Genomic DNA, 25,920 nt, shown 5'->3' on the forward strand with positions numbered 1-25,920 from the left:
AGTGACATCCGGAGGGCGCGCGGAGCGGGTGTGCGCCCCCGGGGTTCCCGGAACGGCCGTGCGGGCTGGCATTCTTGGCTCATGGGCGGAGGAAACGGTGTGGTCCACCCCCTTCGCGCGATCCTTCTGTACGTTCTCTTCGTGACCGTCCCACGCCGACCCAGGAGCCCGGCCACGTGACCCCCGCGAGCAGCCCGTCACCGCACGGCCGGCCGCCGCTGCGCACCGTGCAGGTGCTCGGCGGAGGCAACGCCGGCAGCAGCGCCCATGTGCGCTCGCTGGCCGCGGGGCTCGTCGCACGGGGCGTGAAGGTCACCGTGTGCGCCCCCTACGAGGCCGATCACGCCTACGACTTCACCGGCGCCGGTGCCGACCACGTGGCCGTGCCGCGCAGCAGCGACCCGGTGTCCGTCGCCGCGCTGCGGGCGGCCTGCGCCAACGCCGACCTGGTGCACGCGCACGGGCTGCACGCCTCCTTCCGGGCCGTGCTCGCGCTCAGCGGGCGCCGGACCCCGCTCGTCGTCACCTGGCACGACCGGGCGTACGCCGAGGGGCCGCGCGCCCATATGCTGCGGCTGCTGGAGCGGCGGGTGGCCAGGACCGCCGCCGTGGTGCTCGGCACCAGCTCCGTCCTGGTGGACGTCGCCCGCCGCACCGGCGCCCGCGACGCCCGGCTCGCCGCGGTCTCCGTGCCCGGAGCGCGCCCGGCCGCCCGGGACGAGGAGGCGGAGCGGCGGCGGCCCAAGGTACGGGCCGAACTGGGCGCCACCGGACGCCCGTTGCTCATGGCCGTCGGTTCCCTGGACCGCCACCGTGGATACGAGCTCCTGCTGGACGCCTCGCGCGCGTGGCGCTCCCTGGACCCGCTGCCGCTGGTCGCGATCGCCGGGGAGGGGCCGCTGCGGGCGGAGCTGCAGCGCCGTATCGAGGACGAAGGGCTGCCGGTCCGGCTGCTCGGGCGCCGCGACGACATCGGCGAGCTGCTCGCCGCGGCGGATCTCGCGCTGCTGCCCAGCCGCTGGGAGTCGCGGTCCGTCCTCGCCCAGGAGGCGCTGCACGCGCGCGTGCCGCTCGTCGCGACCGACGTCGGCGGCATCCGCGAACTCGTCGGCGACGCCGCGGAACTGGTGCCGTACGGCGACACCCGAGCGCTCGCCTCGCGCGTCGTCGCTCTGCTCGACGACCCCGGCCGCCGCGAGCAACTGCGGGACAGGGGCACACGGCAGGCGGCGACCTGGCCTTCCGAGGACGAGACGGTCGCCCAAGTACTCAGCGTCTACGACGAGTTGACCAAGCCCTCGCCGTGGCTGTAGGGCGCGATCGGCGAGACGCAGCCCGGGCCACGCGGCTCCGGTCGCACCTACGGCACATGCCGGCGGGCCCGTAGCGCCAGGCTCAGGGCCAGGACCGTCTGGGGGTCGTCGAGGTCCGTGCCGAGGAGTTCGCCGATGCGGGCGAGCCGGTTGTAGAGCGTCTGGCGGTTCAGGTGCAGTTCGCGGGCCGTCTCCGCCTTGCGGCCGGCGTGCGCCAGGTAGGTCTCCAGGGTCGGCAGCAGCGGGGGGCGCGAGCGGCGGTCGTGGTCGCGCAGCGGGCCGATCGCGCGGTCCACGAAGGCCTCCAGGTCCGGATGGTCGCGCAGCCGCCACAGCAGCAGGTCGATGTCCAGCCGGCGGGCGTCGTACCAGGGGCGGTCGGTCAGGCCCTGGGCCGCCGTCGCCGTCTCCGCCGCGTGCCGCAGGCCCGCCGAGGCGGCCGCCCAGCCGCCCGCGACCCCGGCCACCACGACCGGCGGCTGTCCGCCCGGCCGCTGCATCCCGGCCCGCTCCACACCCGCCCGCAGCGCCGCCGCGACCCGGTCGGCGACCGCCGCGCGCTCCGACTCCGAGCGCAGGCCCAGCAGGACCAGCACCCGGCCCTCGACGGGGCGTACGCCGATCAGCACCGGCACGCCCACCGCCGCCAGTTCCTCGGAGACGGCACGGGCCAGCACCGCCCAGCCACCGCCGGGGGAGAGGGCGTCACCGAGCCGCATCACCACCGGCAGCAGGGGCCCTGAACCCGGTTTGAAGCCCAGCACGCGGGCTTGCGCCGGGGCGTCGTCGGCGGTGATACGGCCCTCGGCGAGGTCGGTGAGGAAGTCACCGCGCCCGCGCGCGGCCAGCTCCTCCTCCTGGCGGGCCTGCATCAGCACCACCGCGAGAATGCCCGCGGCCCGCTCACCGGCGATCCGGTGCACGGGGGCCAGCGGTGAGCGCACCGGCAGCAGCACCAGCCGCGCCCGCACCGAGCCCGCCCCAGGACCGCCGCCGGGGACGTCCACCAGCACCGAACCCGACGGCGGCGGCGCATCCTTGTGCGGGCCGCGCAGCCCCTCCCACACCTGGAGCGGATCGGTGCCCTCCGGCCCGGCCCCGGCGGCGTACAGCAGCCGGCCGTCGGCCGTCTCCAGGAAGACGGGGTTGTCGCTGAAGTCGGCCAGGATGCCGAGGACCTGCGGTACTCCGCCGCCGCCCAGCAGGGCCTGCGTGCAGCGCCGGTGCACCTCCTCCGCCCGCTGCAGCAGCGCGTAGTGGCCGTTGACGATCTCGGTGTGGATCTCCTCGGTGACCGTCACGAACGGCACCTCGCGGTGCAGTTGGACCAGCGGCAGCCCCGCCGCCCGCGCCGTCTCCACCAGGGGCGCGGGCAGCCGGGCGAAGCGCGGGCCCAGCTCCACCACCAGCGCCGCGATGCCGCGTTCGGCCAGGGTCCGCACGAACGCCCGCTGCTCGGCCGGACGGGTGCCGACGCCGTATCCCGTGGTCAGCAGCAGTTCGCCGCCCTTGAGCAGAGAGGCGATGTTCGGCACCTCGCCCGCGTGCACCCAGCGCACGGTGCGCCCCAGCCGGTCGGCGCCCGCGACCACCTCGGGCAGTCCGCTGCGCAGGCCGGGCAGTTCCAGTGCCCGCTGCACGGTGATCCCGGTGCCCTGGGTGTCGAATCGGTGGTCGGTGCGGCTGTCCATGCAGCGGACGCTACCCGGGTGCGTGTTGCGGTGACATCTCCGGGCGGTCACAGGGGCGATCACCGCCGCCCGCGCCGCGACACTGCGTCGCCCCGGGCGCCCAATAGCGTGACCGCCTGTCTGTTGTGGCGCGCGTCACTCCGCCGCCACACTGACGCATCCGCAGGTAATCCGCGGCGTGATCTTCAGATTCCGTTGTGAATGACGGGTGAGAGGGGCGGGAATGGCAGAAACTCCCACGCGAGAGGTGCATCGCCTCAAAGCGAATTCCGTAGGACTGGTGGGTGTGGTGTTCATGGCGGTGGCCACCGCCGCACCCATCACCGCGATGACCGGCAACCTGCCCATCGCGGTCGGCTACGGCAACGGCACCGGCGCACCGGCCGGCTATCTGTTCGCCACGCTCGTGCTGACCGTCTTCTCCGTCGGCTATGTCGCGATGGCCCGCCGGATCACCGCGGCCGGCGCCTTCTACGGCTACATCTCGCACGGCCTGGGCCGGATCGCCGGCCTGGCCTCCGGGATGCTCGCGGTGCTCGCGTACATCGTCTTCGAGGCGTCCATCGTCGGCGTCTTCTCCTACTTCGCGCAGACCACCGTCCACGACCAGCTCGGCGTCGACCTGCCCTGGGTCCTCTACGCCGCCGCCATGCTGCTGGTCACGGCCGTCCTCGCGTACTTCGACATCAACCTCACCGCCAAGGCGCTCGGCGTCATGCTGATCGCGGAGATCGCCGTCCTCTTCGCGGTCGCCACCGCGGTCCTCCTGCACGGCGGCGGCCCGGACGGCATCCCGCTGGAGCCGGTCAACCCCAAGAACGCCTTCACCGGCGCCTCCGCCGGACTCGGACTGTTCTTCGCCTTCTGGTCCTGGGTCGGTTTCGAGTCGACGGCCATGTACGGAGAGGAGTCCCGCGACCCCAAGCGGGTCATCCCGCGCGCCACGCTCATCTCCGTCGTCGGCGTCGGCCTGTTCTACATCTACGTCTCCTGGATGACCATCGCCGGCAACGGACTGAGCGGCGCGGTCAAGCTCTCCGCCGGGGCCAGCCCGCTCGACCTGTTCTTCGCCCCCGCCCACACCTTCATCGGCGCCTGGGCGGTCAACGCCTTCCAGTGGCTGCTGATCACCGGCTCGTTCGCCTGCGGCATGGCGTTCCACCAATGCGCCGCGCGCTACCTGTACGCCATCGGCCGCGAGGGGTTCCTGCACCCCCTCTTCGGCCGCACCCACCCCCGGCACGGCTCGCCCTACCTCGCCTCCTTCGTGCAGTCCGTCATCGCCGTCGCCCTCGTCGGCGCGTTCTGGGCGACCGGACAGGACCCGTACATCCACCTGTACACCCTGCTGGCGATCCTCGGCACGATGGCCATCCTCATCGTGCAGACCCTGTGCTCCTTCGCGGTCATCGGCTACTTCCGCAGGAACCACCCCGAGGACCGGCACTGGTTCCGCACCTTCACCGCGCCCCTGCTCGGCGGGATCGGCATGACCGCCGTGGTGGTGCTGCTGGTGGTCAACATGGACACCGCGGCCGGTACGGCGGCCGGCTCGCTCTTCTTCAAGGCCATCCCCTGGATCGTCGGGCTGGTCTTCTTCGGCGGCCTGGGCCTCGGCCTGTATCTGCGGGCCCGCCGCCCGGAACGCTACGAGATCATCGGCCGGATCGTCCTGGAGGACGCGGCCGAGCGCACGGACAGCGACATCGAGGAAGCCCCCGCCAACGCCTGAGGAGCCGCACCGTGTCCCGTACGCAGCTGATGCACGCCCTGAGCTCCCTCACCGCCGACCACGCCGCCGCCCACCGGCTCGGCCTGCCCGTCGCCGAAGCCCGCCGGATCCGCCGCCGCAGCGTCCTCAAGGGCGCCCTCGCCACCGCCGCGGTGAGCGCGGTGGCGGTCCCGGCCAGAGCCGCCGCCGCCTCCGCACCGCGTATCGCCGTCGTCGGCGCCGGCATCGCCGGGCTGACCGCCGCGCTCACCCTCCGGGACGCCGGATACGCCTGCACGGTGTACGAGGCCAACCCCGACCGGGTCGGGGGGCGCATGTACTCCCAGCGCGACCACTGGGCCTGGGGGCAGACCTCCGAGGTCGGCGGCGAGCTGATCGACACCGGCCACAAGAAGATCCAGGAACTGTGCCGCCGCTTCTCCCTGCCCCTGGAGGACTTCCTCGGTGGCGGCCCGAACGGCGCCGAGGAGGTGTTCTGGTTCGACGGCGCCTACTACCCGCGCGACCGGGCCGACGAGGACTTCAAGGCCGTCTACCAGGCCCTGCACACCGACCTCCAGGCCGCCGGAGAGGTCAAGTGGAACCAGACCACGGCCGCCGGCACGGCCCTGGACACCATGTCCCTGTACGACTGGATCGAGTCCCGGGTACCCGGCGGCCACGCCTCCCGGCTGGGACAGCTCTTCGACGTCGCCTACAACGTCGAGTACGGCGCCGACACCACCGACCAGTCCTCGCTCGCCCTGGTGCTGCTGATGGGCTACCAGACCAATCCCGGCGACTTCAACATCTGGGGCCTGTCCGACGAGCGCTACCACATCGTCGGCGGCAACGACCAACTGCCGCACGCCATCGCGGACTTCCTGCCCGCGGGGACGATCCGGCAGGGCTGGTCGCTGCAGGCGGTGCGGGCCAACGCCGACGGCACGCAGACACTGACCTTCAGCGAGGCGGGCAGCACCCGCACGGTCACCGCCGACCACACCGTGCTGTGCGTGCCGCTGCCGGTCCTGCAACGGCTCGATCTGAGCCGGGCCGGCTTCGACCCCCGGATGACCAGTCTGCTGCGGGACGCCCGCATGGGGTACTGCACCAAGCTCAACATGCAGTTCTCCAGCCGTCCCTGGCGCGGCACCGGCCCCTGGCCCGGCGTGTCCGCGGGCGAGTGCTTCACCGACGGCCAGGTGCAGCAGACCTGGGACACCACCAAGGTCCAGCCCGGCACCGGCGGCATCCTCATCCAGTACGGCGGCGGGAGCCTCGCCAAGTCGCTGACCCCGGCGGGACCGTTCTCGTTCGAGAGCGACCCCTATGTGAAGAGCCTCGCTGGGAAGTATCTCAAGGACATCGACGCCATCTTCCCCGGCACGTCGAGTGCGTGGACCGGCCGCGCTGAGCTGTCCGCGTGGCACCTCAACCCGTACTCCCTCGGCGCCTACTCCTACTGGCCGGTGGGCTATCTGCACCGGTACGCGGGCTACGAGGGGACCGCGCAGGGCAACATCCACATCGGCGGCGAGCACTGCAGCTACGACTTCCAGGGCTACATGGAGGGCGGCGCGACCGAGGGGGAGCGGGCGGCACGGGAGGTGATCGCCGCACTGGGTTAGGCGCCCAGGCATCGGGGTGGGACGGTACGGGCCCGCGTCGACGTCCACCTCGACGCGGGCCTCGGCGAGGTCGCCCCGCCCACCGCGCGCGCTCAGGCCGGCTGGATGTTGTGGTTGAAGCGGAAGACGTTGCCGGGGTCGTAGCGCCTCTTCACCTCGCCCAGCCGGCGGGCGTTCCCGGCGCCGAGACCGGCCTCGACCCGCTCGGCGCCCTCGTCGCCGATGAAGTTGAGGTAGACCGCGCCGGTGCTCCACGGGCGGACCGCGGCCCGCACCCCGCGGACCCAGGACACGGCCCGCTCGTCGTCCCCCGGGTCCTCCCAGATCCCGAACGGGTGCGCCGCCCAGGGCGCGTTGCGGTAGGGCACCGGGAAGTCGGCGGGACCCGAGGCGATCGCGCCGCCCTGCGGGAAGAGGATGTGCTGGGTGCCGGTCGGCACGGGCATGCCGTCGGCGAGGCCGCAGTAGACGTCCACCATCTCGTCGGGCAGACCGGTCAGATACTCCGCCGACCAGTAGTTCCGCATCCCCGGCGGATCGTCGAGCATGCACTGCACGTCCGCGTACGGCATCGGCCCGACGATCTCCGCCTCGTGCCGCAGCGCCAGCAACGGCTCGGCCAGCCTGCGCATCTCGTCCTCACCGCCCACGTACGTGACCAGCGCCCCGCACAGCAGCTTGCCGACCAGGTCCGGCGGTACGAACTCCTCCGGCGGGCCGGTGAAGTACAGCACCGCGCCGCTCAGTTCGTCCGGTCCGTTGCGGATGATCTCGCGGAAGGCGCGCACCACGTCGGGCCCCGCCGTCGGCAGGAACAGCAACAGGGCGATGGAGAACCCGGGCAGTTCGTGCAGCCGCAGCGTGAGCGCGGTGGCGACGCCGAAGTTGCTGCTGCCGCCGTGCAACGCCCAGAACAGATCGGGGTGTTCGTCCGCGTCGGCGTGGACGTGCGAGCCGTCGGCGGTGACCAGGTCCACGCCGAGCAGGTTGTCGACGGCCAGCCCGAAGGTCCGGTCCAGCCAGCCCGTTCCGCCGCCGAGGACGAAGCCGCCGACGCCGGTGGTGGAGGCCCGCCCGCCGGTGGTGGCCAGGCCGTGGGGCTCGGTGGCCCGGTCGAGGTGGCTCATCGTGGCGCCGCCCTCGACCCGGACCGAGCGGGCCGCGGGATCGACCACCACCTCGTGCAGCCGCCGCAGATCGACGACCAGCGCCCCGTCCGCCACGGCCATGCCGGCCACGCTGTGCCCACCGCCGCGCACCGCGACCGGCAGGTCCAGGTCCCGGGCGCACCGCACGGCCCGTGCGACGTCCTGCGGGCGCGCGCACTGCGCGATCGCCGCCGGACGCCGGTCGATCATGGCGTTGAAGACGCTCCGGGCCTCGTCGTAGCCCGGGTCGCCGGGAGCGAACACGTCGCCGACCAGATCCTCACGCAACGCGGCCAGCGCCGCGCCCGCCTTCGCAGGGGAAGCCATGGCCGCCCCCCTTTCCGCAGGGGCAACAGTGCGCTTCCAGCCTAGGCGGGCACGCGCCGCCGGACCTGTCGTACGCAGGGGCCGGCCGCCGTCACACACGGGACGCGGCCGGCCGCCGTACGCGCCGGAGGCCGGCCGGCCGCCGTACGCGCGCGCCGCTCAGCCGCCGTACGCGCCGGACGCCGTCAGGCGCAGGGCCGTGTCGATCAGCGGGACGTGGCTGAAGGCCTGGGGGAAGTTGCCCACCTGGCGCTTCAGGCGCGGGTCCCACTCCTCCGCCAGCAGACCGAGGTCGTTGCGCAGGGAGAGCAGCTTCTCGAACAGCTTGCGGGCCTCGTCCACCCGGCCGATCATCGCCAGGTCGTCCGCCATCCAGAAGGAGCACGCGAGGAAAGCGCCCTCGTCGCCCGGAAGGCCGTCGACGCCCTCGTGCTCGCCCTCGGTGGGGTAGCGCAGGATGAACCCGTCCGTCGTGGACAGCTCCCGCTGGATCGCCTCGATCGTGCCGATCACCCGCTTGTCGTCCGGCGGCAGGAAGCCCATCTGCGGGATCAGCAGCAGGGAGGCGTCCAGCTCCCGCGAGCCGTAGGACTGCGTGAAGGTGTTGCGCTCCTTGTCGTACCCCTTCTCGCACACCTCGCGGTGGATCTCCTCACGCAGCTCCCGCCAGCGCTCCAGCGGGCCGTCGGCGTCGCCGGACTCCAGCAGCTTGATCGTGCGGTCGACGGCGACCCAGGCCATCACCTTGGAGTGCACGAAGTGCCGGCGCGGCCCGCGCACCTCCCAGATGCCCTCGTCCGGCTCCTGCCAGTGCTTCTCCAGGTAGCTGATCAGCTTCAGCTGGAGCAGCGAGGCGTAGTCGTTGCGGGCCAGACCCGTCATGTGGGCCAGGTGCAGCGCCTCGGTGACCTCGCCGTACACGTCCAGCTGGAGCTGGTGCGCGGCGCCGTTGCCCACCCGCACCGGCGCGGACTTCTCATAGCCCGGCAGCCAGTCCAGCTCCGCCTCGCCCAGCTCTCGCTCGCCCGCGATGCCGTACATGATCTGCAGGTTCTCGGGGTCGCCGGCCACCGCGCGCAGCAGCCACTCACGCCAGGCGCGGGCCTCTTCGCGGTAGCCGGTGCGCAGCAGCGAGGACAGGGTGATCGCCGCGTCGCGCAGCCAGGTGTAGCGGTAGTCCCAGTTGCGCACGCCGCCGATGTCCTCCGGCAGGGAGGTGGTGGGCGCCGCGACGATGCCGCCGGTGGGGGCGTACGTCAGTGCCTTGAGGGTGATCAGCGAGCGGATCACGGCCTCCCGGTAGGGGCCGTGGTACGTACACTGCTCGACCCACTCGCGCCAGAAGTCCTCCGTCGCGACCAGCGACTGCTCGGGCTCCGGCAGGGCCGGGGGCTCCTTGTGCGAGGGCTGCCACGAGATGGTGAACGCGATCCGGTCACCCGGCGCGACGGTGAAGTCCGAGAACGTCGTCAGCGACTTGCCGTAGGTCTCGACCTCCGTGTCGTACCAGACCGAGTCGGGGCCGGCCACGGCCACCGTGCGGCCCTCGTGCTTGTGCACCCACGGCACGACCCGGCCGTAGGAGAAGCGCATCCGCAGTGCCGAGCGCATCGGGACGCGGCCCGAGACGCCCTCGACGATCCGGATCAGCTGCGGGGCGCCGTCACGCGGGGGCATGAAATCGGTCACCCGGACCGTGCCGCGTGGCGTGTCCCACTCCGATTCGAGGATCAGCGAGTCGCCGCGGTAGCTGCGCCGGGCCGCGGTCGGCGGCTGCTGGTCGGGCGCGTGGGCCGGGCCGAGCCGCCAGTACCCGTGCTCCTCGGTCCCCAGCAGGCCGGCGAAGATGGCATGCGAGTCGAAGCGCGGCAGGCAGAGCCAGTCCACCGTGCCGTCACGGCAGACCAGCGCCGCTGTCTGCATGTCTCCGATGAGTGCGTAGTCTTCGATGCGCCCGGCCACGTGCAACTCCAGTCGAACGGCCACGTCACCCCGCGTGCGGGGCTGTCGCTAGTGCGGTCAAGGGGTCGTTGTTGTGCGTCGTTGAGCGGTGAAGCAAAGCAGCCGCTCAACCGCGATGGCAAAACGGCAATCTCTGCTCAACGAACTGACGAGCTCTCGTTGTTCCGGTGATGTACGGGCTGTGGTGGCGCCTGGTACCCGGCCGGGCTCGGCAGCGAGTGTCCGAGCAGGATACGACGCACGTAGATGATCCGCGTGCCCCTCCGGGCAACGGGCATCCACCGAACGAGTGACCATCGGGTGAGAAACGCGTGACCGATGTGTGCCGGGTGGCCGCGCGTGCGCGGAGCGTGGCCGGAAGCCATCGGCGCCGGTCGCTGATACCCTGGTAGCCCGTGGACCGGTGGGAGCAAAACCCCCGAACCGCAGCGACGGCACCCCCCGGAATTCCGGAGTGGACAGCCGACCCGCAACCCCCAGACCGCGACCACGGGAGCCCCCCTTTGGCCATGCCGCCCGCTGCTTTTCGCAACAGCACAGCCACGACGACCAAGCACATCTTCGTCACCGGGGGTGTCGCCTCCTCTCTCGGCAAGGGGCTGACGGCCTCCAGCCTCGGCATGCTGCTCAAGGCCCGGGGCCTGCGCGTCGTCATGCAGAAGCTCGACCCGTACCTGAACGTCGACCCGGGCACGATGAACCCCTTCCAGCACGGTGAGGTGTTCGTCACCAACGACGGCGCCGAGACCGACCTGGACATCGGCCACTACGAGCGCTTCCTCGACCGCGACCTCGACGGCTCCGCCAACGTCACCACCGGCCAGGTCTACTCCACGGTGATCGCCAAGGAGCGCCGCGGTGAGTACCTCGGCGACACCGTGCAGGTCATCCCGCACATCACCAACGAGATCAAGCACCGCATCCGGCGCATGGCCACCGACGAGGTGGACGTCGTGATCACCGAGGTCGGCGGCACCGTCGGCGACATCGAGTCGCTGCCGTTCCTGGAGACCGTCCGCCAGGTCCGTCACGAGGTCGGCCGCGACAACGTCTTCGTCGTGCACATCTCGCTCCTGCCGTACATCGGCCCCTCCGGTGAGCTGAAGACCAAGCCGACCCAGCACTCGGTGGCGGCGCTGCGCAACATCGGTATCCAGCCCGATGCCATTGTCCTGCGCTGCGACCGCGAGGTGCCCACCGCGATCAAGCGGAAGATCTCGCTGATGTGCGACGTCGACGAGGCGGCCGTGGTGGCCTGCCCCGACGCCCGCTCGATCTACGACATCCCGAAGACCGTGCACGGCGAGGGCCTCGACGCCTACGTCGTGCGCAAGCTCGACCTGCCGTTCCGGGACGTCGACTGGACGACCTGGGACGACCTGCTGGACCGCGTCCACAACCCCGACCACGAGATCACCCTCGCCCTGGTCGGCAAGTACATCGACCTGCCCGACGCCTATCTGTCGGTCACCGAGGCGCTGCGCGCCGGCGGCTTCGCCAACCGCGCCCGCGTCAAGATCAAGTGGGTCACCTCCGACGACTGCAAGACGCCGGCCGGCGCCAAGGCGCAGCTGTCGGACGTCGACGGCATCTGCATCCCCGGCGGCTTCGGCGACCGCGGTGTGCTCGGCAAGGTCGGCGCGATCAAGTACGCCCGCGAGAACAAGATCCCGCTGCTCGGTCTGTGCCTGGGCCTGCAGTGCATCGTGATCGAGGCCGCGCGCAACCTCGCCGACATCCCGGACGCCAACTCCACCGAGTTCGACCCGGCCACCGGTCACCCGGTCATCTCCACGATGGCCGAGCAGATGGACATCGTCGCCGGTGAGGGCGACATGGGCGGCACGATGCGGCTCGGCATGTACCCGGCGAAGCTGGCCGAGGGCTCGATCGTGCGCGAGGTGTACGACGGCAAGGAGTACGTCGAGGAGCGTCACCGCCACCGCTACGAGGTGAACAACGCCTACCGCGCGGAGCTGGAGAAGAAGGCGGGCATCCTGTTCTCCGGCACCTCCCCGGACGGCAAGCTCGTCGAGTACGTCGAGTACCCGCGTGACACGCACCCCTACCTGGTGGCCACCCAGGCCCACCCGGAGCTGCGCTCGCGTCCGACGCGTCCGCACCCGCTGTTCGCCGGCCTCGTGAAGGCGGCGGTCGAGCGGCAGAATTCGAAGTAACACACCGGCTAGTACGGTGGCCGGGGTGCATACCTTTCAGTAGGGAGCACCCCGGCTTTCGTATGCGCACGTGGGGAAGGAACGGCATGACGATCAAGGACACGCCCGAGGAGTGGGAGATCCGGGCGACGCGGACCCCGTTCACCGGGGCGAAGACCTCCGTCAGGACGGACGAGGTGGTCATGCCCGACGGCTCCGTGGCCACGCGCGACTACCAGGTCCACCCCGGCTCGGTCGCCGTCCTCGCCCTGGACGACGAGGACCGGGTGCTGCTGATCAACCAGTACCGCCACCCGGTGCGGCACAAGCTGTGGGAGATCCCGGCCGGCCTGCTCGACGTGCCCGGCGAGAACCCGCTGCACGCCGCCCAGCGCGAGCTGTACGAGGAGGCGCACGTCAAGGCCGAGGACTGGCGGGTGCTGACCGACGTCTACACCACGCCCGGCGGCTGCGACGAGGCCGTACGCGTCTTCCTCGCGCGGGGGCTCTCCGAGGCGGAGGGGGAGCGGTTCGCCGCGGAGCACGAGGAGACCGACATGCAGCACGCCCGGGTGCCCGTGGACGAGCTGGTGCGCGGGATTCTCGCCGGTGAGCTGCACAACACGTGCCTGGTGACGGGGGTGCTGTCGCTGGTGGCCGCCCGGCAGGCGGGCGGACTCGACGCGTTGCGCCCGGCGAACGCCGAGTGGCCCGCGCGGCCGTTCGAGGTCTAGCGTCGCCTGGTTCCGGTCGCGGTCCGGCCGCGCCGTCGTCGTGGCTGGTCGCGCAGTTCCCCGCGCCCCTTTTACGGCGTTCCACTTCCGTTGGTCCTACGATCCGCTGATCCGATCAGGGGACTCTCCGTCCGGCACCGCCGTGCTCCGCCCGGATCGTCGCAGAGCGTGAACTAGGCTCTGCATACGCCCGATCGATCGGTCCCGTCGGGCGCCGGCGTGCGGTGGAACGGGAGCGTGGCCCGTGACGGAACAGGCGGTGGACGAGGGCGGCGTGCGGCTGTCGGCGAAGACGTCGACGGACGGTGTGTTCCTGGGCCGCACACGGGAGTTGAAGGAACTGCGCGCCGACATCGAGCGCGCGGGGCTGGACACGCTGAGCGGGAAGAAGGCCCCCCGCGCGCGGGTGCTGCTGATCGCCGGACGCCCCGGCTCCGGGCGCACCGCTCTCGCCGAGGAACTGGTCCGGCAGGTCGCGGACCGTTACGAGCACGGGGTGCTGCGCGCCCGGCTCGGCGAGGCCGACGGCACACCCGTCCCCGTCGAGCGGGCTGCCCGTGAGCTGCTCGCCGCGCTGGAGCGGCCCGTGCCGCCGGGCGCCGGCGAGGACGAGCTGACCGAGGCGCTGCGCGACGCCCTCGCCGACCGGCGGACGCTGCTCCTGCTGGACGACGCGGCCGGCGCCGAACAGGTCGACGCCCTGCTGCCGGACAACCCCGACTGCCTGGCCGTCGCCGTCTCCGCGCGGCCCCTGACCGGCATCGCCGACGTGCGGCCCTGCACGCTGGGCGGGCTGGACACCAAGTCCGCCGTCGAGCTGCTGTCCCGCCGGATCGACCCGGTGCGGGTGACCGTCGACCCGCGGGCCGCCGAGGGCCTGGTCGAGGCGTGCCAGGGCCAGCCCGCCGCGCTGACGCTGGCCGCCGGCTGGCTCACGGCCCACCCGAAGGCGGCCGTCGCGGACCTCGCCAAGCAGCTGCGCGCCGACGGCGACGACACCACCCCGCTGGCCCGGGTCTTCAAGCTGGCCTACACCGCGCTGCCCGCACCGGCCGCCCGGATACTGCGTCTGCTCGCCCTCGCCCCCGCCGGGCACGTCGATCCGCACACGGCGTCCGCGCTGGCCGGCTGCTCGGTGAGCGGCGCCCGCACCACCCTGGACGACTTCGTCCGCTTCGGGCTGCTGCGCGCCGTCGACTCACCGCTGCCGGAGTACGAGATCCCCGGCTGCCTGCACCCGCTGCTCAAGGCCCTCACCGAGACCCACGACCGCCCCGCCGAGCTGCAGCTGGCCCGTGCCCGCATGCTGGAGCGGACCGTGCGGCTGCTGCAGTCCTGCCGGGCGATCACGGAGACCGACAGCCCGCAGGCCCGGGAGAAGATGCTCGGCATGCCGCGCGCCCTGCGCTTCCCCACCCCCCGGGCGGCCGAGGAGTGGCTGCGGGTGCGCCGCCCCGCGCTGCTCGGCGCCGCCCGCCTCGCGGTCGCCGACGGGGAGCTGGACACCCTGGCCCGGCGGCTGCTGTCCCAGCTGGTGCGGGCGATGGTCGCGCACTTCGGCACCCAGGCCGCGGCGCCGGACCTGTACGGCGTCCACCGCCTCGTCCTCGACGTGGCCGAGCGGCGCGAGCTGCCCCGGGAGAAGGCCGCGGCCCTGCTGAACCTGGCCGACCTGGACGCCCAGACCGGCCGGACGAACGAGGCGCTGCTGCGATATCGCGCAGCTTTGGATGCCGGACGCAGAGCAAATGACCCGTACGCCACCGGTCGCGCAATGGAATCCGTAGGTGGAGCCCATCTGGAGCTGGGGGACTACGAGCGGGCCGCCGACTGGTTCGGGCGGGCCCTGAGCCAGCGCCTGGCCCGGGACGAGCGTGCGGACGCCGCCCGGCTGTACGGCCGTATCGCCACCGCACACACCTACGCGGGCCGCTACGGGGAAGCGCTGCGGAACTGGCGGGCGGCCGCCGCGGGCCACCGGCGGTGCGGCGATGTGGCCGCGCACGCACGGGCGTTGAGCGAGCTGGCGCGGGTGCAGGAGTACGCCGGGCGGCCGGCGGATTCGCTGCGCACCTGCCAGGAGGCGGTGGAGTGGGCGCGCCGGGCCGAGGACACCCGGTTGCAGGCCGCGCTGCACCTGCGGATCGCCGACACCCTGGACCACCTCGGTGATCCGGTGGCCGCCGGGATCCACCGCGGGACGGCCGAACGGATGCTCGCGGAGGAGGGGCAGGAGGGTCCTGAGGGGGCCGACCAGCGGGAATACGCCGCCAATGCCTGCGAAATCCGTAGTGCATCCACTGAAGATTGATGCAATGAAAGGCTAGACAGCAGGAACACCTTCATTAGACTGGCTCTGCCGCACGTTCTCCTGCGGTGTCTCCCGGTGTGCCCCCGCATGCCTGGGTATGTCTAGTAATGCCCCTGTTTCCCCTGAGCCAAGGACCGTGATCGACGTGAAGGTCGGCATCCCCCGCGAGGTCAAGAACAACGAGTTCCGGGTGGCCATCACCCCCGCCGGCGTGCACGAGCTGGTGCGCAACGGCCACCAGGTGGTCATCGAGCGCAACGCCGGCGTCGGCTCGTCGATCACGGACGACGAGTACGTTGCCGCCGGTGCCCAGATCCTGGAGACCGCCGACGAGGTCTGGGCCACCGCCGACCTGCTGCTGAAGGTCAAGGAGCCCATCGCGGAGGAGTACCACCGCCTCCGCAAGGACCAGATCCTCTTCACCTACCTGCACCTGGCCGCCTCCAAGGAGTGCACGGACGCGCTCATCGAGTCCGGCACCACGGCCATCGCCTACGAGACCGTCGAGCTGCCGAACCGCGCCCTGCCGCTGCTCGCCCCGATGTCCGAGGTCGCGGGCCGGCTGGCCCCCCAGGTCGGCGCCTACCACCTGATGCGCGCGGCCGGCGGCCGTGGCGTGCTGCCCGGCGGCGTCCCCGGCGTGACCCCGGCCAAGGCCGTCGTCATCGGCGGTGGCGTCTCCGGCTGGAACGCCACCCAGGTCGCCGTCGGCATGGGCTTCGACGTGACCCTGCTCGACCGCGACATCAACAAGCTGCGCGAGGCCGACAAGATCTTCGGCACGAAGGTCAAGGCGATCATGTCCAACGCCTTCGAGCTGGAGAAGGCCGTCCTGGACGCCGACCTCGTCATCGGCGCCGTCCTCATCCCGGGCGCCAAGGCCCCGAAGCTCGTCACCAACGAGCTGGTGTCCCGCATGAAGCCCGGAAGTGTTCTTGTCGACATCGCGATCGACCAGGGCGGCTGCTTCGAGGACTCGCACCCGACCACGCACGCCGAGCCGACCTTCAAGGTCCACAACTCGGTCTTCTACTGCGTCGCCAACATGCCCGGCGCGGTGCCGAACACCTCCACCAACGCCCTCACCAACGCGACGCTGCCGTACATCGTCTCGGTCGCGAACAACGGCTGGGTCGAGGCGCTGCGCCGCGACGCCGCGCTGGCCAAGGGCCTCAACACCCACGACGGCAAGGTCGTTTACAAGGAGGTCGCCGAGGCCCACGGTCTGGAGCACGTGGAGCTCTCCGCCCTCCTCGGCTGACCTTCCGGCCGACCGGCCCGCCCGTCCGCGGGCCCAAGTCGTCCGCAGCAACAAGGCGATACGTCAACACGGGTCGTCAACACCACGCATCCGGCCGGACCTTGCCCGACAAGGTCCGGCCGGATGTGTGTATGGTCACTTTGCGGCTCTCGGTCAACTCGCCTCGAACGTAACCCTTCGACCGATTCGCACACCGGTGAAACCTGCTGTGCGACGGCCGTACGCCCTTGACAGCGGGATGTTTCATTGCCGACACATCGGGCCGGGTCCGGCGGATTGTGTTGCTGCGGACGCCCGACACGCCATAGAGTCGCCAACCGTCGGCATGGTGCCACGCTGACCTTGTCTAGAAGTTTCCTGGTCACCAAGGAGGTAAGACGACTTGTGAATGAGTCGACATTTTCTCCCGGGGGTGGTCAACCAGGAATGCCTGCGCGGGGCCAGGGCTCCACGGGGCTCGAGGCTGTCGGCTCCGTCGCTGTCCGAACCTTCGCAGCCCACCAGAGCCAGAACAGCCCCCATACGGCTCTGTCAGCACACCAGAGCATGGACGGTCATCACGTGAACGCCATGGCCGGCGACGGAAGTGGCGCGCCCCACAACCACTTCGCCGACTACGACGAACTGCCCGAAGGGCACTTCTACGATCCCGACGCCGAGTACGAGCCGGACCCCGAGTACGCGGCCACCCTCGCGCCCGACGCCGCGCGTCAGCGCCGCGAGCGCGTCGGCCCGACCGGGCGCCCGCTGCCCTACTTCCCGATTCCGGGCCCGCTGACCGACCACGGTCCCGCGAAGATCATCGCGATGTGCAACCAGAAGGGCGGCGTCGGCAAGACGACGTCGACCATCAACCTGGGTGCCGCGCTCGCGGAGTACGGCCGGCGCGTGCTGCTCGTGGACTTCGACCCGCAGGGCGCGCTGTCGGTGGGTCTCGGCGTCAACCCCATGGAACTCGACCTGACGGTCTACAACCTGCTCATGGAGCGGGGGATGTCCGCGGACGAGGTCCTGCTGAAGACGGCGGTCCCCAACATGGACCTGCTGCCCAGCAACATCGACCTGTCGGCCGCCGAGGTCCAGCTGGTGAGCGAGGTCGCGCGCGAGTCCACGCTGCAGCGCGCGCTGAAGCCGCTGCTGCCGGACTACGACTTCGTCGTCATCGACTGCCAGCCCTCGCTCGGCCTGCTCACCGTGAACGCGCTCACCGCGGCGCACAAGGTGATCGTGCCGCTCGAGTGCGAGTTCTTCGCGCTGCGCGGGGTCGCGCTGCTGACCGAGACCATCGAGAAGGTCCAGGAGCGGCTCAACCCCGACCTGGAGCTCGACGGCATCCTCGCCACGATGTACGACTCGCGCACGGTCCACAGCCGCGAGGTGCTGGCCCGTGTGGTCGAGGCGTTCGACGACCACGTGTACCACACGGTCATCGGGCGCACGGTCCGCTTCCCGGAGACCACGGTCGCCGGCGAGCCGATCACCACCTACGCCTCCAACTCCGTCGGCGCCGCCGCCTACCGTCAGCTCGCCAGGGAGGTGCTCGCCCGGTGTCACGCCGAGTGAGTCTGCCGGGGGCCGACGAACTCTTCCGTACGACAGGGGGGATGGCGCTGCAGCCGTCCACTCCCCGGCGCCCGGGCGGCGAGGCCCGGGTGCCCGCTCCCGCGGGGGAGAGCGACGCCGTCACGGCCACCGCGCCCGACGACGCCCCGCACTCCGTGCCGGCGCAGGGCGGGGACGGCGAGGGCGTGGAGCACGTCGCGGCCGACGCCGAGCCGGGCGAGGAGTCCCGCAGCCGGGCGTCCACGGCGCCGGAACGCGCCGCACGCCGCAGAGCGACCCAGCAGGAAGGTTCTGCCAGTGGTGCCGGTGCCGTCGCCGACGAGGCCGCGCAGCCGCGCCGGCGCGGGCGCGCCACACGGCGGCCCAGCGGACGCGAGCGCCACGACGAGAAGATCACGGTCTATGTCTCCGCCGAGGAGCTGATGGACCTCGAGCACGCCCGCCTGGTGCTGCGCGGCGAGCACGGTCTGGCCGTGGACCGCGGGCGCATCGTCCGCGAGGCCGTCGCCGTCGTCCTCGCCGACCTGGAATCCCGCGGGGACGCCAGCATCCTCGTACGCCGTCTGCGTGGACGCTAGCGGTACCCTGCGGGGGCCATGACCTCGAACGACCCCTCCACCCCCGCCGCCCGCCGACGCCCACTGGGCCGGGGCCCGGCGGCTCCGCCCGCAGAGCGGGAGCAGCCGGGCGAGGAGCCGGTACGGGAGGCGGCCGAGCGGCCGGGGTCCGTGCCGGAGGCGGTAGAGCCGCCCGGCGAGGGGTCCGTGCCGGAGGCGGCACAGCTGAGCGGTGAGGCATCCGTGTCCGAGGAGGCGGAGCCCCGCGGGGCGTCCGTGCCCGAGACGACCGAGGTGCCGCCCGCGGGGGCATCGCAGGACGCGGTGCGCACCGGCGAGCGGGTGGGCCGGGACGAGTGCGGGGCGCCCGACGGTGCCGTAGCGCCGGGGGCGACGGATGTGCCGCCCCTGCCCGGTGGGCCGGGACGGTCGGATCCGTCGGCCGGCGGTCCGGGCCCGGTCGATGCGGTGACGCCCGCCGGTGTGCCCGGGTCTGCCGAGCCCCACGGTCCCTTGCCGGACGGGAGCGGGGCCGCTGTCCGGGGCGCCGGGACGGACGGGGATGCCACCGATGCCCCCGATGCCGCCCCCCTGGCTGGTGAGGACGGTGTCTTCAAGGTCCGGCTGGACAACTTCGAGGGGCCGTTCGATCTGCTGCTGCAGCTCATCTCCCGGCACAAACTCGACGTCACCGAGGTCGCGCTGTCCAAGGTGACCGACGAGTTCATGGCGCACATCCGGGCGATGGGGGCCGACTGGGACCTGGACCAGACGACCGAGTTCCTGGTCGTCGCCGCCACCCTGCTCGACCTGAAGGCGGCCCGGCTGCTGCCCGCCGCCGAGGTCGAGGACGAGGGCGACCTCGCCCTGCTGGAGGCCCGGGACCTGCTGTTCGCCCGGCTGCTGCAGTACCGGGCGTACAAACGGATCGCCGACATCTTCAACGAGCGCATCGAGGACGAGGCCCGCCGCTACCCCCGTACCGTCGGGCTGGAGCCGCAGTACGCCGAACTGCTGCCCGAGGTGGTCATCAGCATCGGCCCCGAGGGCTTCGCCCGGCTCGCCGTGAAGGCGATGCAGCCGAGACCCAGGCCGCAGGTGTACGTCGACCACATCCACGCGCCCCTGGTCAGCGTCCAGGAGCAGGCGCAAGTCGTCGTCGCGCGGCTGAAGGAGCTGGGGGAGGCCAGCTTCCGTACGCTCGTCGCGGACACCGAGGACACCCTCACCGTCGTCGCCCGCTTCCTCGCCCTGCTGGAGCTGTACCGAGAGAGGGCCGTCGCGCTGGACCAGGAGGCCGCCCTCGGCGAGCTGACCGTGCGCTGGACGGGGGGCGAGGGGGACGCGGCACCGGCCGTCACGGACGAGTTCGACCGGCCGCCGGAGACGCTGGAATCGACGAATACGCCGAAGACGCCGAAGACGGCGAGAGAGCCGCAGGAGGCAGGGGGGTCCCGGGAGGAGAGGAAGCCGTGAGCGAGGAGATCAGCGAGGCTCCGGCGGGCCTGCGGACCGTGGCCGGGCTCGACCTCAGGCCCGCACTGGAGGCCGTCCTCATGGTCGTCGACGAACCGGCGACCGAGGAGCACCTGGCGAAGATCCTGGAGCGGCCGAGGCGGCAGATCGCCGACGCCCTGCGCGAGCTCGCCGACGAGTACACCGTGCAGGGGCGCGGTTTCGAGCTGCGGCACGTCGCGGGCGGCTGGCGTTTCTACACCCGCCCCGCCTACGCGCCCGCCGTCGAGCGCCTGGTCCTGGACGGCCAGACCGCCCGGCTCACCCAGGCCGCCCTGGAGACCCTCGCCGTCGTCGCCTACCGCCAGCCGGTCAGCCGCAGTCGCGTCTCGGCCGTCCGCGGAGTCAATTGCGACGGCGTGATGCGCACCCTCCTGCAGCGCGGTCTGGTCGAGGAGGCGGGCACGGAACCCGAAACAGGTGCGATCCTGTACAGGACGACGAACTACTTCCTGGAGCGGATGGGCCTGCGCGGCCTGGACGAACTCCCGGAACTCGCGCCCTTCCTCCCGGAGGCGGAGGCGATCGAGGCCGAGACGCAGGAAGGCGTTCCGTCGTTCGACCCGGACGCTCCCGATGACGAGCCGGGCGCCGTCCGGGGCCTCCCGGACACCGACGACGAAGACGACCAGACGGAACATTGATGCGAAGCAGCAGCGGCAGGAACAGCAGCGGAAACAACGGCGGGAGCCGTGGTGGCAACAGCGGCGGCCGCGGCGGGAGCAGCGGGGGCCGCGGCAACTACCGCGGCGCCGGCAACAACCGCGACGACAAGCAGGGAGGCCGTCCCAAGAAGCCGCGTCCCGAGGAGCGGCGCTACGACGTCGGCCCCGGCGCCACGCAGGACGGCCCGAAGTCCGGCCGGGGCCCCTCGGCCCGCGGCGGCGCCAAGGGCGGCCCCAAGCAGGGACAGCGCCCCGGGGGCCGTCCGGCTCCCGCGCGTTCGCGTGAGTACGAGGCCCGTACCGAGGAGCGCAACCGCGAGCGCTACGCGGGCAAGAAGGACGTCAAGCTGCCCAAGACCTTCCCGGGCGCCGAGCAGGAGGGCGAGCGGCTGCAGAAGGTGCTGGCGCGCGCCGGTTTCGGCTCCCGCCGCGCCTGCGAGGACCTGATCGACGAGGCCCGTGTCGAGGTCAACGGCGAGATCGTCACCGAGCAGGGCAAGCGGGTCGACCCGGAGAAGGACGAGATCAAGGTCGACGGCCTGACCGTCGCGACCCAGCGCTACCAGTTCTTCTCGCTGAACAAGCCGGCCGGTGTCGTCTCCACCATGGAGGACCCCGAGGGCCGCCAGTGCCTCGGCGACTACGTCACCAACCGGGAGACCCGTCTCTTCCACGTCGGCCGCCTCGACACCGAGACCGAGGGTGTCATCCTGCTCACCAACCACGGCGAGCTGGCGCACCGGCTGACCCACCCGAAGTACGGCGTGAAGAAGACCTACCTCGCGCACATCGTCGGCCCGATCCCGCGCGACCTGGGCAAGCAGCTCAAGGACGGCATCCAGCTGGAGGACGGGTACGCCCGCGCCGACCACTTCCGGGTCGTGGAGCAGACCGGCAAGAACTACCTGGTCGAGGTCACGCTGCACGAGGGCCGCAAGCACATCGTGCGCCGCATGCTGGCCGAGGCCGGCTTCCCGGTCGACAAGCTGGTCCGTGTCGCCTTCGGCCCGATCACCCTCGGCGACCAGAAGTCGGGCTGGCTGCGCCGCCTGTCGAACACCGAGGTCGGCATGCTGATGCAGGAGGTCGACCTCTAAAGCGGCTTGCCGTGATCACCGTCCTCCTTTATGGTCAACGTGACGATAAAAGGGGGATGGTGATCGCATGTCCAAGCGCGCCGCGACCGGAGCACTCATCGGCCTCGCCCTCGGGGACGCCCTCGGCTACCCGACCGAGTTCAAGACCGTGCCGTTGATCCTGTCGATGTTCGGCCCGTGGCGGGAGCTGGAGCTGCCCCAGCGGGCCCTCGTCACCGACGACACCCAGATGACCCTGGCCCTCGGCCGGGGCCTGCGCACCGCCATGGACCGCGGCCACCTGGCGCCCAAGCGGCTGGAACGGCCCGTGCGGGAGGAGTTCGTGGACTGGTACCAGTCACCGGACAACAACCGCGCCCCCGGCAACACCTGCCTGCGGGCCTGCGACCTCCTCAAGGAGGAGGGCCGCGCCTGGCAGGACGCCAGCCAGATCCACTCCAAGGGCTGCGGCGCCAACATGCGCGTCGCGCCGATCGGCCTCGCGCCGGGGCTGAGCGAGGCGCAGCGCTCCGGCGCCGCCCAGCTTCAGTCCGCCCTCACCCACGGCCACCCCACGGCGCTCGCCGCCTCCGACCTCACCGCGCACGCCGTGCACCTGCTCGCGCAGGGAGCCGACCCCACCGCGCTGATCGGGCTGCTGCGGTCGTACGCCCTGGACCACCGCACCCACTACGACCACACCTGGCTCGGCGACCTGTGGACCCGCGGCCAGGACCCCACGCCCGAGCACTTCATCGCGCGCGGCTGGGACGAGTGCCTGGAGATCCTCGAACGGCTCCGGGACGCCGTGCGGACCGTCTCGCCGGAGACCGACCCGTGCCTGGCCACCGGAGAGGGCTGGATCGCCGAGGAGGCGCTCGCCACCGGGCTGCTGTGCTTCCTGCTCTTCCCCGACGAGCCGCTGACCGCCCTGCGCCGCGCCGCCTGCACCGCCGGTGACTCCGACTCCATCGCCTGCCTGGCCGGCGCCTTCGCGGGGGCGTACCTGGGCGCCGACGCCTGGCCGGCCGCATGGGCCGACCGCATCGAGTACCGCAGCGAGCTGCTGGCCCTCGGTGAACTCTGGGACGCCTGACCGCACGGCTCCACGCGGGGTCCCGGATGCCGGGGAAACGGGCGCCGGAGGGCGCCTTTGGCGGCAGGCGCCCTGCCCGGCGTCTCAGCGGACGGGCGCCGCGGGCTCCCGGGCCGCGGGCTGACTAGGCTGGACGCACAGCAGAGCCGAGATGGGCAGCCGATACGCAAGGAGCAGCACCGTGGCGGTACGAGCGGTCCGGGGGGCCGTCCAGTTGGAGCGGGACGAGGCCGGGCACATGGACGAGCAGGTCTCGGCACTGCTCACCGCCGTCCTGGAACGGAACGGCCTGAGCACGGACGACCTCATCAGCATCTGGTTCACGGCCACCCCCGACCTGCACAGCGACTTCCCGGCGGCCGCCGCCCGCAAGCTCGGCATCGTCGACGTGCCGCTGATCTGCGCGCAGGAGCTGGACATCGAGGGCGCGATGCCCCGTGTGGTGCGCCTCCTCGCGCACATCGAGTCGGACAAGCCGCGCGCTGACATCACCCATGTCTACCTCGGCGCCGCCGCCGCCCTGCGCAAGGACATCGCCCAGTGAGGACCGCACTCGTCATCGGCACGGGCCTGATCGGCACCTCCGCCGCCCTCGCCCTCGCCCAGCGCGGTGTCACCGTCCACCTCGTCGACCACGACCCGGAGCAGGCCCGTACCGCCGCCGCGCTCGGCGCCGGCACCGACGACCCGCCCGCGGGCCCGGTCGACCTGGCGATCGTCGCCGCCCCGCCCGCGCACGTGGCCACCGTGCTCGCCGACGCCATGCGGCGCGGCATGGCCCGCGGCTACATCGACGTGGCCAGCGTCAAGGGCGGCCCGCGCCGCGAGCTGGAGGCGCTCGGCCTGGACCTCTCCTCCTACCTGGGCACCCACCCGATGTCGGGCCGGGAGAAGTCGGGCCCGCTCGCCGCCTCCGGGGACCTCTTCGAGGGCCGCCCCTGGGTGCTCACCCCCACCCGGGACACCGACACCGAGGTGCTGAACCTCGCCCTGGAACTGGTCTCGCACTGCCGCGCGGTGCCGGTCGTCATGGACGCCGACGCCCACGACCGGGCCGTGGCGCTTGTCTCCCACATGCCGCACCTGGTCTCCAGCATGGTCGCCGCCCGTCTGGAGAACGCCGAGGAGGCGGCGGTACGGCTGTGCGGGCAGGGCATCCGGGACGTGACCAGGATCGCCGCCTCCGACCCGCGCATGTGGATCGACATCCTCTCCGCGAACCCCGGTCCCGTCGCCGACCTGCTCTCCGACGTGGCCGGCGACCTGGAGGAGACCGTCGAGGCGCTGCGCGCGCTGCAGTCCAGCGACGACGACAAGCGCCGCGAGGGCAGCGCCGGCATCGAGGACGTGCTGCGCCGCGGCAACGCCGGCCAGATCCGCGTCCCCGGCAAGCACGGCAGCGCGCCGCGCGTCTACGAGACCGTCGTCGTCCTCATCGACGACCAGCCCGGGCAGCTGGCCCGCATCTTCGCCGACGCCGGACGGGCCGGGGTCAACATCGAGGACGTGCGCATCGAGCACGCGACCGGACAGCAGGCCGGCCTGGTCCAGCTCATGGTCGAGCCGAAGGCGGCGCCGGTGCTCACGGCCGCCCTGCGCGAGCGGGGCTGGGCCATCCGGCAGTAGGACGCTGCGCGAGCGGCTGGGTGTCCGGCGGTGAGGAGCTGCGCGAGCGGCTGGGCCGTCCGGCAGTAAGAGGCGCGCCGCGGAGCCAGTAACCTTGTGCGGGGCGTCCCTCTAGGGCCGTGCGCCCCGCACCCCGCTCACCGCCTCGCACCAGGAAGGTGTCCCCCCGTGGAAAACGGCGCCGCCCAGACTGTTCCGCCTGTGATCGTCGCCATCGACGGTCCCTCCGGCACGGGCAAGTCGAGCACGTCGAAGGCCGTGGCCGCGCAGCTCGGTCTGAGCTACCTGGACACCGGCGCCCAGTACCGGGCGATCACCTGGTGGATGGTGACCAACGGCGTCGACGTCGACGACCCCGCCGCGATCGCCGCCGCCGCGGGCAAGCCGCAGATCGTCTCCGGCACCGACCCGGAGAAGCCGACGATCACCGTCGACGGGTTCGACGTCTCCGGCCCGATCCGCACCCAGGAGGTCACCTCCCGGGTCAGCGCCGTCAGCGCGGTGCCCGAGGTGCGGGCCCGGATCACCGAGCTGCAGCGCTCCATCGCGACCGCCGCGGAGAACGGCATCGTCGTCGAGGGCCGGGACATCGGTACGACCGTGCTGCCGGACGCCGACCTGAAGATCTTCCTCACCGCCTCCCCGGAGGCCCGCGCCGCCCGGCGCAGCGGTGAGCTGAAGGGCGCCGACGTGCACTCCACCCGTGAGGCGCTGCTCAAGCGGGACGCGGCCGACTCCAGCCGCAAGACCTCGCCGCTGGCCAAGGCCGGCGACGCCGTCGAGGTGGACACCACCGACCTCAGCCTGGCCCAGGTCATCGAGTGCGTGGTCACCCTCGTCGAGGAGAAGCGGGCCGGGAAGTGACCGCTGTGTCCGAGCGGGGCGCGGACGTCGGGCGGCGCATCGGCGTCGGCCTGATGTACGGCCTGTTCAAGCCGCGGGTGCTGGGCGCCTGGCGGATGCCGGCGCGCGGCCCGCTGATCCTGGCCGTCAACCACTCGCACAACGTCGACGGCCCCATGGTCATGGGTGTGGCGCCCCGGCCCGTGCACTTCCTGATCAAGAAGGAAGCGTTCGTCGGACCGCTCGACCCCTTCCTGACCGGCATCGGCCAGCTCAAGGTCGACCGCTCCACGGCCGACCGCACCGCGATCACGCAGGCGCTGGACGTCCTGGCGGCCGGCGGCGTCCTCGGGATCTTCCCGGAGGGCACCCGCGGCGAGGGCGACTTCGCCTCGCTGCGCGCCGGCCTCGCCTACTTCGCGGTGCGTTCCGGGGCACCGATCGTGCCGGTGGCGGTCCTGGGAAGTTCCGAGCGGCACGGACGGTTGATAAAGGCGCTGCCGCCGCTGCGCTCGCGCATCGACGTCGTCTTCGGCGACCCGTTCGACGCGGGCGACGGAAGCGGGCGGCGTACGCGCAGGGCACTCGACGAGGCGACCGAACGCATCCAGAAGCAGCTCACCGAGCACCTGGAAAACGCCAGGCGGCTGACCGGCCGCCGGGCGACACTGAGTAGTGGATCAGGCTCACGTGTGGCCCGCTCCACCGATCACCACGAATGAACGACGAGGTAC

At 72.1% G+C, this 25,920-nt stretch carries 20 protein-coding genes; 17 read left to right on the forward strand and 3 right to left on the reverse strand.

What is annotated here, in order from left to right:
- Window positions 1-176 precede the first annotated feature (176 nt).
- Window positions 177-1,313 carry a glycosyltransferase family 4 protein gene (locus ACZ64A_RS28450; RefSeq protein ID WP_469814339.1) on the forward strand — a complete coding sequence of 379 codons (1,137 nt, stop codon included), beginning with the start codon at window positions 177-179 and terminating at the stop codon, window positions 1,311-1,313.
- Between the two features lie 47 nt (window positions 1,314-1,360).
- On the opposite strand, the gene ACZ64A_RS28455 is transcribed toward ACZ64A_RS28450, so the two are convergent.
- The gene (locus ACZ64A_RS28455) at window positions 1,361-3,004 is read right to left on the reverse strand and encodes a PucR family transcriptional regulator (RefSeq protein WP_469814341.1); all 1,644 of its coding nucleotides are present in this window, start codon (window positions 3,002-3,004) and stop codon (window positions 1,361-1,363) included.
- A 223-nt stretch (window positions 3,005-3,227) separates the two neighbouring features.
- On the opposite strand from ACZ64A_RS28455, the gene ACZ64A_RS28460 reads away from it, so the two are divergent.
- Window positions 3,228-4,736: an APC family permease gene (locus ACZ64A_RS28460; RefSeq protein WP_469814342.1), complete on the forward strand. Its 1,509-nt coding sequence runs from the start codon at window positions 3,228-3,230 to the stop codon at window positions 4,734-4,736.
- Between the two features lie 11 nt (window positions 4,737-4,747).
- Entirely contained in the window at window positions 4,748-6,346 is a 1,599-nt protein-coding gene (locus ACZ64A_RS28465; RefSeq protein WP_469814344.1) for a flavin monoamine oxidase family protein, read from the forward strand.
- A 92-nt stretch (window positions 6,347-6,438) separates the two neighbouring features.
- Here ACZ64A_RS28465 and ACZ64A_RS28470 read toward each other — a convergent pair whose 3' ends face one another.
- Both ACZ64A_RS28470 and ACZ64A_RS28475 read right to left on the reverse strand, forming a co-directional pair.
- A complete protein-coding gene (locus tag ACZ64A_RS28470; RefSeq protein WP_469814346.1) occupies window positions 6,439-7,821 on the reverse strand; it encodes an FAD-binding protein in 1,383 nt (460 codons plus the stop codon).
- A 159-nt stretch (window positions 7,822-7,980) separates the two neighbouring features.
- Window positions 7,981-9,783 (reverse strand): glycoside hydrolase family 15 protein, encoded by a 1,803-nt coding sequence (locus ACZ64A_RS28475; protein WP_469814795.1) that lies wholly within the window; start codon window positions 9,781-9,783, stop codon window positions 7,981-7,983.
- A gap of 509 nt (window positions 9,784-10,292) precedes the next feature.
- On the opposite strand from ACZ64A_RS28475, the gene ACZ64A_RS28480 reads away from it, so the two are divergent.
- From ACZ64A_RS28480 to ACZ64A_RS28545, 14 genes are all read left to right on the forward strand, one after another.
- Complete coding sequence (locus ACZ64A_RS28480; RefSeq protein ID WP_469814797.1) at window positions 10,293-11,960, forward strand: CTP synthase; 1,668 nt, start codon at window positions 10,293-10,295, stop codon at window positions 11,958-11,960.
- Window positions 11,961-12,046: 86 nt separating this feature from the next.
- Window positions 12,047-12,673 carry an NUDIX domain-containing protein gene (locus ACZ64A_RS28485; RefSeq protein ID WP_469814348.1) on the forward strand — a complete coding sequence of 209 codons (627 nt, stop codon included), beginning with the start codon at window positions 12,047-12,049 and terminating at the stop codon, window positions 12,671-12,673.
- A 244-nt stretch (window positions 12,674-12,917) separates the two neighbouring features.
- Window positions 12,918-14,984 carry a tetratricopeptide repeat protein gene (locus tag ACZ64A_RS28490; protein ID WP_469814349.1) on the forward strand — a complete coding sequence of 689 codons (2,067 nt, stop codon included), beginning with the start codon at window positions 12,918-12,920 and terminating at the stop codon, window positions 14,982-14,984.
- A gap of 145 nt (window positions 14,985-15,129) precedes the next feature.
- Window positions 15,130-16,245 (forward strand): alanine dehydrogenase, encoded by a 1,116-nt coding sequence (gene ald / locus ACZ64A_RS28495; RefSeq protein ID WP_469814799.1) that lies wholly within the window; start codon window positions 15,130-15,132, stop codon window positions 16,243-16,245.
- Between the two features lie 426 nt (window positions 16,246-16,671).
- Window positions 16,672-17,808, forward strand: coding sequence for a ParA family protein (locus tag ACZ64A_RS28500; protein ID WP_469814350.1), 1,137 nt, complete (start codon window positions 16,672-16,674; stop codon window positions 17,806-17,808).
- Window positions 17,793-18,386, forward strand: a complete 594-nt coding sequence (locus tag ACZ64A_RS28505; RefSeq protein ID WP_469814352.1) for a hypothetical protein — start codon at window positions 17,793-17,795, stop codon at window positions 18,384-18,386. Before ACZ64A_RS28500 ends, ACZ64A_RS28505 begins: the two co-directional genes overlap by 16 nt.
- Window positions 18,387-18,572: 186 nt before the next feature.
- Entirely contained in the window at window positions 18,573-19,841 is a 1,269-nt protein-coding gene (locus tag ACZ64A_RS28510) for a segregation and condensation protein A (protein ID WP_469814801.1), read from the forward strand.
- On the forward strand, window positions 19,838-20,524 hold the full coding sequence (scpB, locus tag ACZ64A_RS28515) for an SMC-Scp complex subunit ScpB (protein WP_469814354.1): 687 nt from the start codon (window positions 19,838-19,840) through the stop codon (window positions 20,522-20,524). The genes ACZ64A_RS28510 and scpB overlap by 4 nt, the downstream gene beginning before the upstream one ends.
- Window positions 20,524-21,642: a pseudouridine synthase gene (locus tag ACZ64A_RS28520; RefSeq protein ID WP_469814356.1), complete on the forward strand. Its 1,119-nt coding sequence runs from the start codon at window positions 20,524-20,526 to the stop codon at window positions 21,640-21,642. The genes scpB and ACZ64A_RS28520 overlap by 1 nt, the downstream gene beginning before the upstream one ends.
- 67 nt (window positions 21,643-21,709) lie before the next feature.
- Window positions 21,710-22,717: an ADP-ribosylglycohydrolase family protein gene (locus ACZ64A_RS28525; RefSeq protein ID WP_469814358.1), complete on the forward strand. Its 1,008-nt coding sequence runs from the start codon at window positions 21,710-21,712 to the stop codon at window positions 22,715-22,717.
- 181 nt (window positions 22,718-22,898) lie between these two features.
- The gene (gene aroH / locus ACZ64A_RS28530; protein WP_469814359.1) at window positions 22,899-23,261 is read left to right on the forward strand and encodes a chorismate mutase; all 363 of its coding nucleotides are present in this window, start codon (window positions 22,899-22,901) and stop codon (window positions 23,259-23,261) included.
- Window positions 23,258-24,343 (forward strand): prephenate dehydrogenase, encoded by a 1,086-nt coding sequence (locus ACZ64A_RS28535; protein ID WP_469814361.1) that lies wholly within the window; start codon window positions 23,258-23,260, stop codon window positions 24,341-24,343. The genes aroH and ACZ64A_RS28535 overlap by 4 nt, the downstream gene beginning before the upstream one ends.
- Before the next feature lie 168 nt (window positions 24,344-24,511).
- Window positions 24,512-25,207, forward strand: a complete 696-nt coding sequence (gene cmk, locus ACZ64A_RS28540; RefSeq protein ID WP_469814362.1) for a (d)CMP kinase — start codon at window positions 24,512-24,514, stop codon at window positions 25,205-25,207.
- Between the two features lie 53 nt (window positions 25,208-25,260).
- A complete protein-coding gene (locus ACZ64A_RS28545; RefSeq protein WP_469814803.1) occupies window positions 25,261-25,908 on the forward strand; it encodes a lysophospholipid acyltransferase family protein in 648 nt (215 codons plus the stop codon).
- Window positions 25,909-25,920: the final 12 nt, after the last annotated feature.

The organism is Streptomyces sp. NPDC104814 (assembly GCF_055583185.1).